Annotated in this window: 14 protein-coding genes; 3 read left to right on the top strand and 11 right to left on the bottom strand. The window is 59.5% G+C overall.

Annotated elements, in window-relative coordinates:
* Positions 1–16 precede the first annotated feature (16 nt).
* Positions 17–301 carry a DUF3509 domain-containing protein gene (locus J7E41_RS17230; RefSeq protein ID WP_214994575.1) on the bottom strand — a complete coding sequence of 95 codons (285 nt, stop codon included), beginning with the start codon at positions 299–301 and terminating at the stop codon, positions 17–19.
* 310 nt (positions 302–611) lie between these two features.
* Here J7E41_RS17230 and J7E41_RS17225 point away from each other — a divergent pair, with 310 nt between their 5' ends.
* Together J7E41_RS17225 and J7E41_RS17220 are read left to right on the top strand one after the other, a co-directional pair.
* Positions 612–812, top strand: coding sequence for a hypothetical protein (locus J7E41_RS17225; protein WP_169353141.1), 201 nt, complete (start codon positions 612–614; stop codon positions 810–812).
* Positions 813–979: 167 nt separating this feature from the next.
* Complete coding sequence (locus J7E41_RS17220) at positions 980–1,642, top strand: response regulator transcription factor (protein WP_214994573.1); 663 nt, start codon at positions 980–982, stop codon at positions 1,640–1,642.
* Here J7E41_RS17220 and J7E41_RS17215 read toward each other — a convergent pair.
* From J7E41_RS17215 to xerD, 6 genes are all read right to left on the bottom strand, one after another.
* Entirely contained in the window at positions 1,639–2,868 is a 1,230-nt protein-coding gene (locus J7E41_RS17215) for an EAL domain-containing response regulator (RefSeq protein ID WP_214994572.1), read from the bottom strand. The genes J7E41_RS17220 and J7E41_RS17215 overlap by 4 nt on opposite strands.
* 171 nt (positions 2,869–3,039) lie before the next feature.
* A complete protein-coding gene (locus J7E41_RS17210; RefSeq protein ID WP_214994571.1) occupies positions 3,040–6,603 on the bottom strand; it encodes a transporter substrate-binding domain-containing protein in 3,564 nt (1,187 codons plus the stop codon).
* A gap of 130 nt (positions 6,604–6,733) precedes the next feature.
* Positions 6,734–8,143, bottom strand: a complete 1,410-nt coding sequence (thrC, locus tag J7E41_RS17205) for a threonine synthase (protein WP_169353137.1) — start codon at positions 8,141–8,143, stop codon at positions 6,734–6,736.
* Positions 8,144–8,209: 66 nt separating this feature from the next.
* On the bottom strand, positions 8,210–9,514 hold the full coding sequence (locus J7E41_RS17200; protein ID WP_214994570.1) for a homoserine dehydrogenase: 1,305 nt from the start codon (positions 9,512–9,514) through the stop codon (positions 8,210–8,212).
* Between the two features lie 130 nt (positions 9,515–9,644).
* Positions 9,645–10,376, bottom strand: a complete 732-nt coding sequence (locus tag J7E41_RS17195; protein ID WP_214994569.1) for a thioredoxin fold domain-containing protein — start codon at positions 10,374–10,376, stop codon at positions 9,645–9,647.
* Between the two features lie 141 nt (positions 10,377–10,517).
* Positions 10,518–11,414, bottom strand: coding sequence for a site-specific tyrosine recombinase XerD (gene xerD / locus J7E41_RS17190; RefSeq protein ID WP_214994568.1), 897 nt, complete (start codon positions 11,412–11,414; stop codon positions 10,518–10,520).
* 107 nt (positions 11,415–11,521) lie between these two features.
* On the opposite strand from xerD, the gene J7E41_RS17185 reads away from it, so the two are divergent.
* Positions 11,522–13,318, top strand: coding sequence for a cation:proton antiporter (locus tag J7E41_RS17185; RefSeq protein ID WP_214994566.1), 1,797 nt, complete (start codon positions 11,522–11,524; stop codon positions 13,316–13,318).
* A gap of 62 nt (positions 13,319–13,380) precedes the next feature.
* Here the strand turns inward: J7E41_RS17185 and rplS are convergent, their stop codons facing one another.
* The 4 genes from rplS to rpsP are packed head-to-tail and all read right to left on the bottom strand — an operon-like array spanning position 13,381 to position 15,325.
* The gene (rplS, locus tag J7E41_RS17180; protein WP_003175895.1) at positions 13,381–13,731 is read right to left on the bottom strand and encodes a 50S ribosomal protein L19; all 351 of its coding nucleotides are present in this window, start codon (positions 13,729–13,731) and stop codon (positions 13,381–13,383) included.
* Positions 13,732–13,776: 45 nt separating this feature from the next.
* Positions 13,777–14,550, bottom strand: a complete 774-nt coding sequence (gene trmD / locus J7E41_RS17175) for a tRNA (guanosine(37)-N1)-methyltransferase TrmD (protein ID WP_178128826.1) — start codon at positions 14,548–14,550, stop codon at positions 13,777–13,779.
* Entirely contained in the window at positions 14,532–15,068 is a 537-nt protein-coding gene (rimM, locus tag J7E41_RS17170; protein ID WP_214994564.1) for a ribosome maturation factor RimM, read from the bottom strand. The genes trmD and rimM overlap by 19 nt, the downstream gene beginning before the upstream one ends.
* 5 nt (positions 15,069–15,073) lie before the next feature.
* Entirely contained in the window at positions 15,074–15,325 is a 252-nt protein-coding gene (rpsP, locus tag J7E41_RS17165; RefSeq protein WP_007944872.1) for a 30S ribosomal protein S16, read from the bottom strand.
* Between the last annotated feature and the right edge of the window lie 180 nt (positions 15,326–15,505).

Below are 15,505 nucleotides of genomic sequence, written 5' to 3'. Positions count from 1 at the left end.
AAACAAAAATAAATCTTCATGTACAGGCCAGGGAACGGGTCAGGGCCGCATTGCGTAGCGCCGCAATCACCGAAGGTTCCAGTCGACCTTCGGCAATCATCAGGTCGCGGTGCAGACAATCCACCACATCCACCAAGGTGCGTTTATCGGTCAGTTGAGCCTGATCGACTTCACGCTCGACAACGATGGCACCACTTGGGCTCTTCACCGTCACCAGGCATTCGCCCTGCGCGTCCGAGGAGGTCAGCGTAACCTGATAAGGGCTCAGTGCTTCACCGAGCATTAGGCTGATACTTTCCATCTCGATCACCTTCAATAGTTCGAAAACAGTCGTGTAAACGGCAGATGTATCTAACTCAAGTGACTACTTTTTGCGTAGGAAAGTTCGCCTTTTCGTCTTTTGGGTCTGTCGGGGAGTGACTTCGACCAGCATGCACTTGCAACATGACAACGAAAAAACGACTGCACATAACTGCTTACTCATTGGCCTGGAATCTGGTGATGCAGCAGCCAATGACGTTACTGGCCAGACCTATACTCGGTAAGCGCGCTTCACCCCACCAGACAGGTAGAAGCGCATGTCACAAGGCCCAACCCGAAGGATGAACCCCATGCTGGAACACACTAAAGAGCAGGCTGAACTGGAGAAGGTTCACGTAGAAATAAAAAAGCTGGTAGCGGAGCAACGTAAATACAACGCAGAAGTAAGCAAGATAACCTGTGAAACTTTCTGGTACCCCATGGGCATCGCATTAGCCGTAGTGGCCACGATTTCCACCGCCACCGCGCTGCTGATCAAATTGCTTACATAATCGAAGACCCGGGTGCCCCCCAAACACCGGTCAAGGCCTTCAGAAAGAAAAAACGCCGCAGCCCCAGGAAGGGAATGCGGCGTTTTTTTGAGCTTCGTGGGGGCATACCTTCAGGCCATCTTCTCCATTAACAGGCTAGAATCCCGGAATTGTCCTGGGAGCCCGCTTTGAAAACCGCGCCTGAAAAGCCATTGCGCATCGTCCTCGCCGACGACCACCCGATTTTCCTGATCGGCTTGCGGGCGGTGCTGGAGCGCGACAAACGGCTGAGCGTCGTCGGCGAAGCCAGTTCGCCACAGGCCCTCACCGAGCTGTTGCAACACTGTGCCTGCGACGTACTGGTCACCGATTTCATGATGCCCGCCGAGCCCCAGGCCGATGGCCTGCGCCTGATTGAACAACTGCGTAGGCATTACCCGGCCTTGCCCATCGTGGTGGTGACGATGCTCAATAATGCCGGGTTGTTTCATTCCATTCTGGAGTTGGGGGTCATGGGCCTGCTGAGCAAGGCCAGCCTGGCCGACGAACTGCCCGAAGCCATCCGTCAGGTGCGGCTACAGCGCTGTTACGTGGCCTACACCATTCGTCAGGCGCTAAGCCTGGCGGGCGAAGTAGGTCCCGATCGCTTGCACTCCCAAGAGCAACTGTCACCTCGCGAACTGGAAGTGATCCGCCTGCTGGCCAACGGGCTGACGGTGGGGGAAATCGCGGCGAACCTCAATCGCAGCAAACAGACGGTCAGCACGCAGAAAGTCAGCGCCATGCGCAAGCTCGGTCTTTCCAGTGATGCCGCGCTGTTCATCTATGGACAGGAACACGGCTTGTCCTAAGCCGCAAACTCCGGGCATTGAGCCAGCCATTGTCGCAGCGCCTGGGCACTCATGGGGCGGGCGATGAAACAACCTTGCAGCCAGGCAGGGCCCAGCGCGCAAACCGCTTCACGGTCAGCCGCGTTTTCAATGCCGGTCACCACGATGCCCACGCCCAAGTGCCCCGCCATGCTCATGGCTCCGGCAACGACCGCCGCCTTGCGCTCGTCGCCGGCCATCCCGCAGGCAAAGGCCGGTGGGATTTTCAACTCGGTGAACGGCAACTCCAGCAAACGCTGCAAGCTGGTACCCCCGAGACCAAAGTCGCCGATAGACAATTTGCAGCCGATCATCCGCAGGCGCAGCAACCCGGTGACATGGGTGCTGTCGGTCTTCAAGCGGGAGGTTTCGACCAGTTCCAGAGTGAGGCTATGGGCCGGGATGGCGAAGCGTTGCAACAAGTCTTGCAGCGTCTGGGGAAAGTGCCCGTGCTCAAGCATCCGCCCGGGAATGTTGACTGCCACCGGCAGCACCTTGCCTGAATCCTGCAACACTTGGGCGGCGATGCGCAGAGCGTCTTCCAGCACGTGCCAGGTGAAGGCCTCTTCCAAACCGCCAAACTCCAGCACGGGTAAAAACTCACCGGGCAACAGCAAGCCTCGTTCTGGATGCTGCCAGCGGGCGAGCGTCTCAACGCCCTGCAGTTCTCCCGATTGGCTGACAATGGGCTGGAACCAGGCACTGGCACAGCGTGCAATGATGGCCTGGCTGGCCTCCAACGATATGGGCTGCGCCTGGACCTCGCTCGTTCCCAGCAATTGACGCACCTGCTCCCAGGACATCACCGGCGGGCCTGGACGCAAGCGTTGCTGGCAGGCCGTCAGCAGTTGCCCGATCAGTGTCGCCGAGGCCGGTTTGGGCAGGCACCCCAACACATTGAGCCCGGCCTGACGTGCCATGTTCGCCACGCCCTCCAGTACGTCGGGCTCGGCATTGCTCAACAGAATCAGCACTTGGGCCTGGCGGTGTTCGGCCAGTTCCCGGATCAACTCCAGGCCGTCACCCTGCTCCAGGTACAGATCGCAGATAGCGATATCCACCGGCCCCTTGCTGGCCAGTGATTGGCGGGCCGCTTCGACACTTTCCGCCGTGAGCACATTGAACACGCCGTTGGCATTGAGCATCTGGTGCAAGGCCATCAGCTGGAACGGGTTATCTTCGAGGATCAGGACTTTGAGTGAACGCATGGGAAACTCTATGGGCACGAGCAAGGTCGCCCACACTAGTCAAACACAGCTCAATACCCCATAGGACGCGTCCTATTCTGCCCGCAGCCACTGCGATGGGGTGCGCAGCGATTCCGAGGGCGGTCCTGCGGACACGCATCGCAGCCTCCTACCTCGGCAGCGGCTACAGGATTACAGGTAGGGCACGATATCCTTTTGCAAGGCCACCAACGCCTGCGACAGGGTCAACCACTGCGCCGGCAACTCATCGCTGCGCCGCTCACGCACACTGACATCAAGCGCCACGCAGGCCTTGGCCAGCGGCAGCGCATCCACCAGGCAACAAATGCCCTTGAGACGATGCAAGGAGGCGGTGAGCCGCGCCAGGTCTTGATCGGCCATGGCGCCGGACAGTGCGTTGTGTTCATGCTCAAGGCTCTTCGCCAACTCCTGCAACATCCGCTGCAGGACCGGCCCGTCGGCCTGGGTCATGGTACGCAGGGTATGGATATCAAAGGAGCGCGGGGGCACCACCCGGGCCAGCACCTGGGCCCATTGCTCCAGGGTCACGGGCTTGACCAGCAGTTCGTCCATTCCGGCCTCCCGGCAGCGCAGGCGTTCGTCAGCAAAAGCATTGGCCGTGCAACCCACTAGCGCACAGCGCGGGCGTTGTTCCTGGGCCTCGATCTCGCGAATGGCCTGGCTCAGGGCATAACCCGACATCCCCGGCATCTGGCAGTCGGTCACCAGCAGGTCGAATGCCTCGACACGCCAACGCTGCAGGGCTGCCTCGGCAGTATTGAGAGATACCACCTGATGACCGAGGAATTGTAATTGCTGCGCCAACACCAAGCGGTTGGCTGGCAGATCATCGACAATCAACACTGACAGCGCTCGGCCGACAGGTTGCGGCGCGACGGCGCTGGGCACGTCGTCACTGCTGACCCGGTCCAGGTGCAGATCAATGCACACCGTCGTGCCTTCGCCCAGAAGGCTGTGCAAGGTAATTTGCCCGCCCATCAGTTCCACCAATTGCTGGCAGATGCTCAAGCCCAGGCCCGTCCCACCGTGTTCGGCAGCCGTCAGCGGGCTGACCTGGATAAACGGCTTGAACACTCGGGCCTGTTGTTCGACACCGATCCCCGGGCCGCTGTCCTCAACGCACAGGTGCAAGTATTCGGAACCTGCCTCATCCATCTTGGACGCGACGCTGATACGAACCTCTCCTTGCTCCGTGAACTTGAGTGCATTGCCCAAAAGGTTATGCATGACCTGGCGCAAGCGCAGCGGATCGAACCAATAATGCCCTTGCGCCTGCGGATCAAAAGCCAGGGTCAGGTGCAGGCCTTTTTTCTGTGCCGTCGCTTCAAACAGGCGCTGAATGCCTTCGAAAAAACCTTTCAGGTCGGTGGTCTGCGGCGCCAGTTGCAAATGGCCCGCTTCGATCTTGGCCAGGTCCAGGCTGTCGCCCATCAACGCGATCAGCTCCCGCGCCGAGCGATGAGCCACTCGCAGCGCTTCGGACACCGGCTTGCCTGAGGCCGTCGCGCGCTCCTGTTCCAACTCCAGCAAGCCAATGATGGCGGTCATGGGCGTGCGAATTTCATGACTGAGGGTCGAAAGAAAGGCGCTTTTGGCAAAGTTCGCCTCATCGGCGGCTTGGCGTGCGTCCATCAACTGAGTTTCAAGGACCTTACGCTCGTTGATATCGATCCAGCCGCCGAGTAAACCTTGCAGTTGGCCTTGGGCGTCGAAAAACGGCACCGTCCACTGATAGACATGGAAGGTCCCGCTGTTGAACTCCAGCTCACGGTCAACAAACAGCGAGTGTTGCGTGACCAGTTGCTCCATGTGGCCCGTGTGCAGGCGTACCGCGGTAGCTTCGGGTAACAGGCCGCTTTCCATCAGGGTCAGGCCCTGGATCAGCTCAAGTCGGGTGACCAATTGTTGCTCATAGCTTTTGTTGCACGTCACCAGCCGGCCGGCCAAGTCGCGAACAAACACCGGATTGGGCATGCCATCGAGTAAGGCGCGCTTGAACGCCAACTGATCGTTGAGCCGCTGCTCGGCCGCCAGGCGCTGGCGGATCTGGCGCTTGAGCCGGCTGTTCCAGGCCAGGGACACCACGACGAACAGGATGGCCGTGGCGACCATCCAGTAGGCCCAAGACGGCACTTGCTGCCAGACCGGCATCGGAATGGCCACCGCCCCCAACCACCGCAACCGCAAGGCGCTCAACTCGGCCACCGGCAAGGTTTCCAGGGCCTTGTTCAGAATACTCAGCAGCTCGGGCTGGCCCTTGCGCACCGACAGACTGTTGGCCGACCACTTGCCGTCGACGCTACGACCGATGCGCAACTCATCGGTCGGGTAGCTCTGCACTTCTACTTCACTTTGTATGGTCGCGGCCGCATCACCGCGCATCACCAGCTCACGCGCCTGGGCGTAATTGTCCACCAGCCGCAGCTTGATGGTGGGATGCTCACGGCGGATATAACTTTCCAGGACATGCCGTGCCGGCAACGCCAGCACCTTATCGGAGAGCTCGCTCAAGCTCGTCACCGGCGGCGCATCCACACGCTCGACAAACAACCAACTGGACCCGCCAAAACCATGGCTGAAATTGAGGAATCCCTTGCGCTCCTGATTCTCGACCAATGTGGTGTTCATATCCGCCCTGCCCGTCTCCAACAGCTCCAGAGTCTGTGCAGTGGAAAACACCTCCTCAAAGACAAACTGCAAGCCGGTCATCCGCGAAATGCGATTGAGCACGTCGACATTCAAGCCGACCCATACACCGTCCTTGTCCTTGAATATGTAAGGCGACAGTTGCTGGGTCGACACCACCACATGGGGATGGCGCAGGAGCCAGGCTTGCTCCGAAGCCGATAACTCAATGTGCTCACCGGCAAGACCGACGCCCAGGCCGGTGGTCCAGCGGGCGAGGATTTCCCGCTGCACCGACTCATCGATAGTCGACAGCGCGCGATCCATCATCGTGCCCAATAGCGGATCGGCCTGACGCGTGGCAAAGGCAAAACCAATCGGCGCCAACCTGCTCTCCACCCGGATCTGTAACCCCAGGTAAGGGCGCAGGGATTTGTAGGCCCGCACAATCACTTCATTGCCGATAAAGGCATCGGCATCGCCCTGCTTCAGGGCTTCCAGGCCGCTGTAGAGGTTGGGGGCCAGCATGATGTGGCTGTCGGGGTAGGCCGCGTGCACGTTGTTGACGTTGGCATACCCCTCCAGCAACACCACTTTCTTATCCCTGAGGTCCTCGTTTTGCGTGTCGTCATCTCGACGCACGACCACCACCGAACGGTCCGGCATGTAGTCCCGGGTAAACGCCAGCCCAGGCACATCGCGCTCGTAGCCATTGGCACTGGTGAGAATATCGATGGCCCCGACACGCAGGGCTTCCACCGCTTGCGCCCGCTCGGCGAAGCCCAGTACCTGCATCGGCACGCCCAGGCGCGCACCCACCAGGCTCAGGTAGTCGGCGCTGATGCCTTGGTAGCGATTACGGTCGCGGGTGATATCAATCGGCTGATAGTCATCAATGGAGATCCCCACTTTCAGCGGTTGGTGGCCCGCCAACCACTGCTGTTCGGCGGGCGCCAGGGGCATGGATGCCAGCGGGATAAACGCCGGTACCAACTTGAAGGGCAGGCTGACGGCAGCCAGGCTTGAGGGCACGTAGCAGAGCCAGAGCACGTACATCAGCCACAAGCGCCATCGGGTTGATAACCACACCGTGTCGGTTTCCTTGGTCGTTATTTTTGCCAACTGCGCCCTCGCAAAAAGGGCCTTAGCGAGTATGGCTCGCTAAAAAGAAAAAGCCCGTCACGAAGACGGGCTTGTACAACGCTGTAAAGCCTTGAGGTCAGAGCGGCTTGCCGCGATTGCCGTGCTGACTGACGAAGGCCTGTACGGCTTTCAGGTCATTGGCCAGGACCGTGCAACGCTCTTCGCGCTCGAACAGGTCCGCCAGGTGCGGCGGCAGCTCCAGGGCTTTGCCGACACCGGCCTTTTCCACCGCTTCGGGGAATTTGACCGGGTGGGCGGTGCCGAGGATCACCATCGGGATGTCCAGGCTGCGGCGGCATTCACGTGCGGCCTTGACGCCAATGGCGGTGTGCGGGTCCAGCAACTCGCCGGTCTGGGCGTAGACTTCGGCGATGGTTTCGCAGGTTTGCGCGTCATCCACGGCCAGGGAGTCGAACAGCTTGCGGGTTTCGGTCCAGCGCTCTTGCTCGACGCTGAAACCGCCACCTTGCTTGAAGCTCTCCATCAGGTCGGCGAGTGCCGCGCCGTTGCGACCGTGCATGTCGAACAACAGGCGTTCGAAGTTCGAGGAGACCATGATGTCCATGGACGGCGACAGCGTCGCGTGCAGGGTTTCCTTGACGTACTGGTTGCCGCTCATGAAGCGGTGCAGGATGTCGTTGCGGTTGGTGGCGACGATCAACTGGTTGATCGGCAGGCCCATGTTGCGCGCCAGGTAACCGGCGAAGATGTCGCCGAAGTTGCCGGTCGGCACCGAGAACGACACCGAACGCGCCGGGCCGCCCAACTGCAGGGAGGCGTGGAAGTAGTAGACGATCTGGGCCATGATCCGCGCCCAGTTGATCGAGTTCACCGCTACCAGGCGGGTGCCTTTGAGGAAGCTTTGGTCAGCGAAGCTGGCCTTGACCATTTCCTGGCAGTCATCGAAGTTGCCTTCGACGGCGATGTTATGGATGTTTTCACCGAAGAGGGTGGTCATCTGCCGACGCTGCACTTCCGACACGCGGTTGTGCGGGTGCAGGATGAAGATGTCGACGTTTTCGCAATGCTTGCAGCCTTCGATGGCCGCCGAGCCGGTATCACCGGAGGTGGCGCCGATGATCACCACACGCTCGCCGCGCTTCTCCAGCACGTAGTCCAGCAAGCGACCCAGCAGTTGCAGGGCGAAATCCTTGAACGCCAGGGTCGGGCCGTGGAACAGTTCCAGGACCCATTCGTTACCGTTCAACTGACGCAACGGTGCGATGGCGTTGTGGGAAAACACGCCGTAGGTCTCTTCGAGGATTTTCTTGAAATCCGCGTCCGGAATGCTGCCGGTGACAAACGGGCGCATGACCCGGAACGCTAACTCGTGATACGGCAGGCCAGCCCAGGAGGCGATTTCTTCCTGGGTGAAACGTGGCAGGTTTTCCGGCACGTACAGGCCGCCGTCAGTGGCGAGGCCTGCCAACAGGACGTCTTCGAAATTCAGGGCCGGTGCCTGGCCGCGGGTGCTGATGTAACGCATGACTGGCTCCTCTAAAACATTCTCGAACAGAGGCCGCCGAACACACGGGGCCCCTGGAAAAATCGGTTAGTTCAGGTGTTCGACGCGAATCCGTACCACCGGCCCAACCACGCCCTGCAGAGCTTCCAGCGCGGTAATGGCATCGTTCATGTGCTGCTCCAGCACACGGTGGGTCAGCAGGATCATGGGCACCAGGCCGTCGTGTTCTTCGACTTCCTTCTGCATGATCGATTCAATATTGATGCCGCGCTCCGACAGGATGCTGGCCACCTGGGCCAACACGCCCGGATGATCCTTGGCCTGGATCCGCAGATAGTAGGAGCTTTCGCAGGCTTCGATCGGCAGGATCGGGTGGGCCGACAGCGAATCCGGCTGGAACGCCAGGTGCGGTACGCGGTTTTCCGGGGCGCTGGTCATGGCGCGAACCACGTCCACCAGGTCGGCGATCACGGACGAAGCGGTCGGCTCCATGCCGGCGCCAGCGCCGTAGAACAGGGTCGAACCGGCGGCGTCGCCGTTGACCATCACCGCGTTCATCACGCCATTCACATTGGCGATCAGGCGGTCGGCCGGGATCAGTGTCGGGTGTACACGCAACTCGATACCCGCTGGGGTGCTGCGTGCCACGCCCAGGTGCTTGATGCGATAGCCCAGCGCTTCGGCGTAGTTCACATCAGCGGTGGTCAGCTTGGTGATGCCTTCGGTGTAGGCCTTGTCGAACTGCAGCGGAATACCAAAGGCGATGGATGCCAGGATGGTCAGTTTGTGGGCCGCGTCGATGCCTTCGACGTCGAAGGTCGGATCGGCTTCGGCGTAACCCAGGGCCTGGGCTTCGGCCAGCACGTCTTCGAAGGTGCGGCCCTTCTCGCGCATTTCGGTGAGGATGAAGTTACCGGTACCGTTGATGATGCCGGCCACCCAGTTGATACGGTTGGCGGACAAGCCTTCACGAATCGCCTTGATCACCGGAATACCACCGGCCACAGCCGCTTCGAAAGCGACGATCACGCCCTTCTCGCGGGCCTTGGCAAAGATTTCGTTGCCGTGTACGGCAATCAGCGCCTTGTTGGCGGTGACTACGTGCTTGCCGTTTTCGATGGCCTTGAGCACCAGTTCGCGGGCCACGGTGTAGCCGCCCACCAACTCGATGACGATATCGATTTCAGGGTTGGTGGCAACGTCGAAGACATCGTTGGTAATCGCAATACCGGTCGTTTGGAACTGAGGCTTTGGCGTACGCGTGGCAATTTGAGCCACTTCAATCCCACGCCCTGCACGGCGGGAAATTTCCTCGGCGTTACGCTGAAGTACGTTGAAGGTGCCGCCACCGACGGTCCCTAACCCACAGATGCCTACTTTGACCGGTTTCACTGAAGAACTCCCCATGAAACGGCCGACTCAAGGTCGGCCGTGGAAAACAGCCGCACAACTGCGGCTCTCTATTAATGACGCATCGACCCTTGTCGTCGCGACATGATCGTCAAAGGCTCGACGATACTGCTTATTTGGCACCCAACGCCAGTTTGGCAACTTGGGGCGCAGGCTGATAGCCCGGGATGACCTGACCATCGGCCAAGACGATGGCTGGTGTGCCATTCACACCGATGGACTGGCCCAGGGCGAACTGCTTGGAAACCGGGTTGGCACACTTGGCAGCCTTGATTTCCTTACCGTCGACCATCTTGTCCATGGCTGCTTTCTTGTCAGTCGAGCACCAGACCGCTTGCAACTGCTCGTCACCCGGCGAACCCAGGCCTTGGCGCGGGAATGCCACATAGCGCACTTCAACGCCCATCTTGTTCAGCTCAGGCACTTCGGCGTGCAGCTTGTGGCAGTACGGGCAGGTGGTGTCGGTGAACACGGTGATGTGGGTCTTGGTTTCACCAATCGCCGGGTACACCACGGTTTCGGCCACCGGGATACCGTTGATCAGTTTGGACACGCCCAAGCGTTCGGCTTTCTCGGTCAGGTTGACCGGCTTGCCGTCTTTGAGTTGGAACAGGTAGCCCTGAACGATGTACTGACCATCGGCACTGGCGTACAGCACGCGGCTGCCCTTGAGCTTGACTTCGTACAGGCCGGCCATCGGGCTGGCGCTGATGCTTTCCACCGGGGTATCAAGCTTGAGGTTTTGCAGGCTCTGGCGAATAGCCTTCTCGGCGGCATCATCGGCAACGGCAAAGGTTGAGACCAACGCAATAGCTGCGGCGGTAAAAATCCGGGTCAAACGCATGGGAACTCCTGAAGGCAGATGCAGGGACGGGGGCAAGAACACCGGTCTGAAAACACGGGTTGGGGCCGTCCCCTTTGCGAACCGGCAAAGCCTACCACAGTTGGGCGGGAGGGCCGACTGTGGCGGGTAAATTGGCGCTTTTCAACCGCGCGGATGGTGCTTGGCATGCATGTCCTGCAAGCGTGCCCGTGCCACATGGGTGTAGATCTGGGTGGTGGACAGATCGCTGTGGCCCAACAGCATTTGCACCACCCGTAAATCCGCACCGTGGTTGAGCAGATGGGTGGCAAAGGCATGACGCAGCGTATGGGGCGACAGCGACTTGCCAATCCCGGCGACCTTGGCCTGGTGCTTGATGCGATGCCAGAAGGTCTGGCGGGTCATTTGCTCACCCCGCAGGCTGGGGAACAGCACGTCGCTGGGACGCCCGCCCAGCAGTTCGCTGCGGGCATCGCGCATGTAGCGCTCGACCCAGACAATCGCCTCCTCGCCCATCGGTACCAGCCGCTCCTTGCTGCCCTTGCCCATCACCCGCAACACGCCCTGGCGCAGGTTGACCTGCTCCAGGGTCAGGCTGATCAGCTCCGTGACTCGCAGGCCGCAGGCATACAGGACTTCGAGCATGGCGCGGTCACGCTGGCCGATGGCTTCACTCAGGTCGGGCGCCGCCAGCAAGGCTTCAACGTCGGCTTCTGACAGGGATTTGGGCAATGGCCTACCTAGTTGCGGCATGTCGACTTGCAGGGTCGGGTCGACGGTGATCAATTTTTCCCGCAGCAAGTAGCGATAGAAACCACGGACACCGGAGAGAAAACGTGCCGTGGAACGCGGCTTGTAGTTTTGCTCCAGACGCCAGGACAGATGGTCGAGGATCAGCTCACGACCGGCGTTGATCAGCTCCAGGTTTTTCTCCTGCAACCAGCCATTGAACAGGGCCAAATCACTGCGGTAGGCCTGGCGGGTGTTGTCCGACAGGCCCTTTTCCAGCCAGAGGGCGTCGAGGAAGCGGTCTATCAGTGGGTGGTCGATGGCGGGCATGGGCACTCGGGCAGCGCTGGCACGGGGCTTTGCGCAAATTAATAGTGAACTGTGACGAAGGTCACTAGTCTTTCATAGCCAGCTATTTCAAGGAACAGGGAGCTTCAATGAACGAACAACAGATTCTGTTGGCTTTTGGCGGCATCGGCGTGGCCGCCCTGGGGTGCCAATGGTTGGCCTGGCGCCTGAAACTGCCGGCAATCCTGTTTCTACTGCTGACCGGGATTCTGGTGGGGCCGGTGCTGGGCTGGCTCAACCCGCAAGAGATGTTCGGCCCGTTACTGATGCCCTTGGTGTCCCTCGCGGTGGCGCTGATTCTGTTTGAGGGCAGCCTGACCCTGCACCTGTCGGAGTGGCGGGAAATCGGCAGCGTGGTACACCGGTTGGTGACGATCGGCGCCCTGTCGACCTGGGCTGTGATCACCCTCGCGACCCATTGGCTGCTGGGCTTCGACTGGATGCTGGCCTTGCTGTTCGGCACCCTGACCCTAGTGACAGGGCCGACGGTGATTGTGCCCATGCTGCGCGTCGTACGCCCCAAAGCCTCTATCGCCAACATCCTGCGCTGGGAAGGCATTGTCATCGACCCGATCGGCGCGTTGCTGGCGGTGGTGGTCTACAGCTTTATCATCGCCCGCGCCTCCGGCGACGGCTTGAGCCACAGCCTGCTGACCTTTGGCGGGGTGATTGTGTGCGGCAGCCTGTTCGGTATCGCCGGTGGCTGGGTACTGGGCCAGATCATGCGCCGGCAATGGCTGCCGGAGTACTTGCACAACCTGGCGACCCTGGCGGGCGTGCTGGGGGTCTTTATCGCTTCCAACCAGGTGATGCACGAATCCGGCCTGCTGGCGGTGACGCTGATGGGCATGTGGATGGCCAATATGAAGGGCGTCGATGTGCGGCACATCCTGCACTTCAAGGAGAACCTCAGTGTCCTGCTGATCTCCGGGCTGTTCATTCTGCTGGCGGCGCGGCTGGACCTGAACGCACTGATCGCCCTGGGGCCGTTTGTGCTGATCCTGTTGTTGATCATTCAGTTTATTGCGCGGCCATTGAATGTCGCCCTGTCGACCTTTGGCTCGAACCTGAATTGGCGGGAACGGGCGCTGCTGGCGTGGATTGCGCCACGAGGGATTGTGGCGGCGGCGGTGTCAGCGATTTTCGCCATTCGCCTGGATGAAGCGGGTCATGAAGGTGCGTTGCTGCTGGTGCCCCTGACCTTCGCGGTGATTATCGGCACGGTGGTGTTGCAAAGTGCCACGGCACGTCCACTGGCTCGCCTGTTGAAAGTGGCAGAGCCGGCGCCCAGCGGTTTTCTGATCGTCGGTGCCAACGGCCCGGCACGTATATTGGGTAAAGCCTTGCAACAGTTGGGCTGCCGGGTGCTGCTGACCGATTCAAGCTGGGAGAATATCCGTGCCAGCCGGATGGAGGGTTTGCCGACCTATTTTGGTAACCCGGCATCGCAGCATGCCGAATCGCATCTGGACCTGGTGGGCTTGGGGCACTTGCTGGCCCTGTCGCCATCAGGCGAATTGAACACCTTGGCCGCCATGCGTTTTCGCCATGAGTTTGGCCAACGGCTGTTTGCCCTCGCCAGCAGTCAGGAAAGCCGACGAACCGACAAGCACCGGGCAAGCCATGAGCATCGCGGGCATTTGCTGGGGAGCCAGCCGCTGAGCTACACCAAACTGGCCAGCCTGTTGGGGCAAGGCGCTGAGCTCTACAGCACCAACCTGACGGATGGGTTTAGCTGGGACGACTATCAAGTGCTGCACGGCGAGCGCGCTATCTTGCTGTTTGCCCGAGACACCAGCGGCTGGGTGCATGTAGTGACACCGGAAAGCGGCTTGAAGCCGGTGGCGGGATGGACGTTGCTGGCGGTGATCCAGCCGGAGCAATAGACAAATCCCGGGCACAAAAAAGCAGCCCGAAGGCTGCTTTTTTCTGCATCGGGAAGCTGGACTTAAGCCAGTTTTTCCTTGATGCGAGCTGCTTTACCGGACAGGTCACGCAGGTAGTACAGCTTGGCTTTACGTACGTCACCGCGACGTTTAACTGCCATGCTGTCGATTTGCGGGCTGTAGGTCTGGAAAGTACGCTCTACGCCGACACCGTTGGAGATTTTACGAACAGTGAAAGCACTGTTCACACCACGGTTACGCTTGGCAATTACCACGCCTTCGAACGCTTGCAGACGCGAACGGTCGCCTTCCTTCACTTTCACCTGAACGACAATGGTGTCGCCCGGGGCAAAGGTAGGGATCTCTTTGGTCATCTGCTCTGCTTCGAGTGCAAGGATGATTTTGTTAGTCATGCTGTGCTCCTAAGGTAAGTCGTCGGACCTACCATCGATACGTTGTTAACTATCGTCCCGCGCGAGGATGTATTCCTCGAGCAGCTTCTTCTCTTCTCCAGAAAGCGAGCGGCTTTCCAGAAGATCGGCGCGTCGTTCATAGGTCCGCCCGAGGGACTGCTGTAAACGCCAACGCCGGATGTGTGCGTGATTGCCACTTAGCAATACGTCGGGAACACGCTGATCCGCATACACCTCCGGTCGGGTGTAGTGCGGGCAATCCAGCAAACCATCCGTGAAGGAATCTTCCTCCGCGGAGTCCGCATGCCCTAAAGCTCCAGGCAGCAGTCGTGTAACCGCATCTATCAGGACCATCGCCGGCAGCTCGCCGCCAGACAGGACATAGTCCCCAATCGACCACTCTTCATCGACATGAGCTTCAATAAAACGCTCGTCAATGCCTTCGTAGCGACCGGCAATCAGGATTAATGCTTCCAGATTCGCCAACTCGCGTACCGCCGACTGATTCAGCTGACGGCCTTGAGGGGACAGGTAAATTACCTTCGCCTTCTCCCCGGCTGCTGCCTTGGCCTGAACCAGAGCATCTTCCAGGGGCTTGATCTTCATCACCATGCCCGGGCCACCGCCAAATGGGCGATCGTCCACAGTGTGATGTCGATCCGTCGTGTAGTCTCGCGGATTCCAACAGGTGAGCTGCAAGAGCCCCTGTTTCACCGCACGACTGGTGATGCCGTACTCGCTGATGGCGGAAAACATCTCGGGAAACAAACTGATCACTTCTACGCGCAGATTAGCCACGTTTAGAAGTCCGCGTCCCATTCCACCTTCATCTCGCCCGCTGCCAGGTCGACGGCCAACACACATTGCTCGGTATACGGCAACAGGCGTTCGCGATCATCCAGGCTGCCAGCGCAAGGCTTGACCACCATTACATCATTGGCGCCGGTTTCCAGAAGATGATCGATTTTCCCGAACAATTGCCCGAGTTGATCAATGACCTTCAGACCTTCGAGCTGGTACCAGTAGTACTCGCCGTCGGTCAATTCAGGGAACAGATTGCGTGGCACGCAGATCTCGTAACCGGCCAGAAGACGGGCTTCTTCACGATCATCAAGACCCTTGAGCTTTGCGACCAGGAACTTGTCGTTCCCACGTCCGCTGACCAGCTCAACCTGTTTAACGCTGCCTTCACGCTTGAGCGTCCAGGTTTTGTATTGCAACAGGTTTTCAGTAGGATCAGTAAAGGAGTACACCTTCACTTCGCCGCGAACGCCGTGAACAGAATAAATCTTGCCGATAACGATCAAATCATCAGCAACAGCAGGCGTCGCGTTCATATTGCTCAGGCCGCAGCCTTAGCAGCGTCCTTCAGCAACTGAGCAACACGCTCAGAAGGTTGTGCACCAACGCTCAGCCAGTAGGCTACGCGCTCTTGGTTCACGGACAGACGAACTTCTTGACCACGAGCAACAGGGTTGAAGAAACCAACCTGTTCCTTGTGCGAACCGTCGCGCGGGTTGCGGCTGTCGGTTACGGTCAAGTGGTAAAACGGGCGCTTTTTGGAGCCGCCAAGGGCAAGACGGATTGTTAGCATGTGAACATCGTTCCTGTAGTCGGTGCTGCAAATCTAAATGCACAGCGGGCATGGGTGCCCGAAAGGCCGCATATTCTAAGGAATATCCGGACTTTTGCAAATGTCTTTTTCCGGCACCTACCTGTGTGCCATTCAGATCTGCTATAGAGCCGTCGGTTAAAACGGCCAGTCAGCTCCCGC

Source organism: Pseudomonas fluorescens, from assembly GCF_018614655.1.
Taxonomy (GTDB): domain Bacteria; phylum Pseudomonadota; class Gammaproteobacteria; order Pseudomonadales; family Pseudomonadaceae; genus Aquipseudomonas; species Aquipseudomonas fluorescens_BX.
This window is presented reverse-complemented; position numbering and strand designations above follow the sequence as displayed.